Below are 3,407 nucleotides of genomic sequence, written 5' to 3'. Positions count from 1 at the left end.
GATCGCCATCATCCAGAAAGCACGGCAAGCGGTTGTTTCCGCGCTGCACGATGTGCTGCGGGATGCCGGGAAGGTCGATGCGTGGAAGTCTGGCCATGGCACAAGACTCGCAGCCAGGCATTGGTGCTGATAGCGAGGAAGCCCTGTCGAAAGTTGAGGCTGTAGCCTGAAATTTGCGTAGGAAGTGAACCTGACCCCGTTAGCGCCCGATACCTTGATCGCTGCGTTGCCGGCGTCGACGACATACCTACCAGTCGTCTATCGGGTGGGAGCATGGGGCTGAGGTAAGAATAGGCAAGGGTTGGGGGCGCTATGTAGTAGCTTTGTAGCGGCAAGGCCGGCAGAGATTCCAAGAGCAATCATGAGCACTGCAGCGTACTGGCGACGCGATCCAGGACTCACTGACGCGGGTGCCTCGTTGTGTTGCGTCCTCCTGGTAAGCATGTCGAGCTGTCGGGCTGCACTGTCCCAATCATTGCAATGAACTAAAACCTGATGCACTTCATCGGCGTCATTTATCTGCACTCTGTACAAGCGCTTGCTAGTCTCGTGATCGATTCGAGATTCAGTGAGCATCAAAGTTAGCGAGTCGCAGAGTATCTTGTCCGTACCCGAGTAGAGGATTTCCATGGAGTGAACGCTCCCATTGGGCCGTGCAGAAAAAAACGCTGGCAGCTTGAGTGAATAGTGAGATAGGTAGCTGCATGACCGACTGAATATTGCAGTCACGAATTTTATTGCTAAGACTAACGCGGTCAGGTTGACCTGACCCGCTAGAACAGACTTAAAACTAAGGTGCAAATTTTTCTTCTGTATCCACGTAAACCACCAATACCTCTTCGCCCGCATAGGGCACGGTGACTTTCGGCATCCAAAGCTCAGCTGGTGGTATGACAGCTTTCGCCATCGCATCGCACCTAGCACTAATGCCACATCTGCGGATGGCAATGCGCAAGACGCCGCGGTCAATTAAAAAATCAACGCCGGGAGAATAAAATTGGCTTTCCGCCGGCATGCGATAGGTGATTTGGAGCGAGTTGGATCCCACCTTTGCAACTTTGACCGGCTGCACATCACTCTTCCTATAATCAGATCGCAGACTTACTTCTGCAGAAGCAGTCGAGATTGATAGCGAAAGTAATGCTGTCCCAAAAATGAGCCTAATTTTCATATCTAAGTTCATGCCAAGGTCTGGGATCCGTCTAGAAACGTTAGCACCTGCCATCTCGGTAAGCCAAAGCTAACCTCAAACGCCGGAAGCGAGCTACTTGCAAAGTGTTTCAATACTTACGTGTTGTCTCTGCTTGGCTGGTCGAAAGGCTGCTATGACCCAGGTCAATCAGACTTGCAACCTTGGTGCATCTTGCTTTTGACTCTGTTCCTGAATTTCAGCACTCATCGCGAGTGCACGTGTCTGTTCGGCAGACTGCACGCGCGCTTGGCTTTGCTCAACCGAACTCTCCACCGCATCTGCCGTGCGCATTTGCTCACGGTGGTACACGGAGGTGGAAGGATCTCCCTGGACCAGGAAAACGTACTCGCCGGCGGCTGCCCGGGTGCCTGCTTGGCCAAGCACTACGCTGTCTACACGTTCCAGTCCCTGCTCTTTGGCAAGGGCATACAGGCTCCAGGTCATACGGTCACTTGCCGCATCGGGAGCACGATTCAGCGAATGATCGATCCGATGTACGCCATCCTGGATTTGAGCAAACATGGGATCGCTAGGCGATGGAGCCTGCGCGCTGAGCTTGAAACCATCGGATGATCCACGCGACGGCGCGGCCGGATCCTGTGGTATCAATGGCTGCCCACTCGTAGGAGGCGCGATTCTACGATCGTCCGCATCGAACCACTGCTTGCCGTCAAACCTGTATCCGCTGCGTACCGATGCCGCGCCGACGTCTTGATAAAGGTCTTCCCCAAAATCCGGGGCGTTGACTGTCTCACCTTGTGCGTTCTTCGGCAGAACAGGTTGAACGCCGCTGGCTTTCAGCAAGTTGCTGACAACGCCGTTGCTGTTGTTGTGCAGCGGGGAATATTCCAGTTGTGCGTGATTGATCTGATCCCCAGCCTTCAGGGCAGACTCAAGTTTTGTGGATAATTCCTGGTCAGAACCGCTCCAGGCAACGATGCGCTCGTGGCGTTCGCCCGGTGCGGGCCAGTCTGGTGCGGTGACTGTCGCTTTCACGATGTTGCCCTTGGCATCCCTCGCAAGAGCCGGCTCGGAGGGATCCAACTGGTTCAAAGGCACTGGCTCGTAGTTGCCGTCTTGTTTGAGCCGGTACCCAATTTCATAAGGGGCAATGTAAGGGGCTGTTTCAACTCGAATGTGCCCAAATTTCTCCGAGCCAAGAACTGTGCTCTCGGCAAAGTTCGCCAAGTCATTTCCCTCGGCTCTAGTGTCGGGTCCTCCACGTACTACGGTCTGGCTGCCATCCGATTTCTGAAAGAGCAGGTAAAGATGGCGGCGGTCACCAGCAACCTCGCTTGCCCCCACCAAAATTGTCGCCTTCCTCTGCTCATCCATGACTTATTCCTCAATATCTTGCGGTGCTCGATTCACTACCAGTTTGCTCAAGTAGATCCCGTCAGCAGAATGAAAGCCCACCATCCAGGTAACCGGCACAGCTGGCGCTGTCACCGATGGCTGCGCCTCTTTCACGGCAGGGGAAAGCGTGCACATTATTGACGCTTTGTAACCTGCGCCAGGAGAGCTCAACGCTTGGCAGTGAAATCCTAGATCCTCAAGGTTTTTCTGCGCGGCCATAATGGGCGAGCCTACCGGGTTGGCGGCTTGAAGCTGCTGCCTTGCTTTCGCGGCAGACTGCTGAGTATTAAAACCGGGCCGTGAGTCTTGCTGCATGGCAGAGCACCCTGATATGAAGAAGAGACTAGCAGCTGCTAGCAATGCTAAAGAGCTAAGGTTGGCGTGAGGATTCGTTTGCATGACTGACAGCTCCAACGCAATCACACAGATGGTCATCCATGCGTAGTTCGGTTGCAAGTATGCGCCCCAAGAGATAGCGGAGCTATGAAGTTACAGTGGCGGGCTGACCTGACCTAGCCTGGCCCCAATCTTATGCGTCAGCTGCTGCTGCGCCTTTCTCTTTGCCCTTTAGCGCCATGTCGAGCAAGTATTCATAGGTCTGCAGTTTACCCCTGGCCGACGTGGCAACCCAGCAGATCATCCAGAAGAACAGCAGGAAAATCCCCACTATTGCTGTTAATGGAGACATCGCTAGAGGATTGCCACCAGCGCGCAGAACCAGGAAGAGCGACGCCGCAACCGGCAGAAGGCCTAGCTTGTCGATGCTTCCGGCCAATAGCGCAATGCGGCCCGCACGGCGTGTATGGCTGTAGCGAGCGTGATCCAGCATGATCTGCATGTCGACTCCCCGCAATTCAAT

General features: G+C 54.4%; 3 protein-coding genes and 1 pseudogene. All 4 read right to left on the bottom strand.

The window, feature by feature from the left end:
* Positions 1 to 790 precede the first annotated feature (790 nt).
* On the bottom strand, positions 791 to 1,183 hold the full coding sequence (locus tag J7396_RS21020; protein WP_244669790.1) for a hypothetical protein: 393 nt from the start codon (positions 1,181 to 1,183) through the stop codon (positions 791 to 793).
* Positions 1,184 to 1,339: 156 nt separating this feature from the next.
* Entirely contained in the window at positions 1,340 to 2,527 is a 1,188-nt protein-coding gene (locus J7396_RS21015) for an XVIPCD domain-containing protein (protein ID WP_008576638.1), read from the bottom strand.
* Positions 2,528 to 2,530: 3 nt separating this feature from the next.
* Complete coding sequence (locus tag J7396_RS21010; RefSeq protein WP_108702759.1) at positions 2,531 to 2,947, bottom strand: hypothetical protein; 417 nt, start codon at positions 2,945 to 2,947, stop codon at positions 2,531 to 2,533.
* Between the two features lie 130 nt (positions 2,948 to 3,077).
* Positions 3,078 to 3,407, bottom strand: a pseudogene (locus J7396_RS21005) (hypothetical protein); the annotation flags it as partial.

The organism is Xanthomonas sp. A1809, assembly GCF_017746015.1.
Taxonomy (GTDB): Bacteria; Pseudomonadota; Gammaproteobacteria; order Xanthomonadales; family Xanthomonadaceae; genus Xanthomonas; species Xanthomonas euvesicatoria.
The sequence above is the reverse complement of the archived record's forward strand: the minus strand, read 5'-3'. Positions and strand labels throughout refer to the sequence as shown.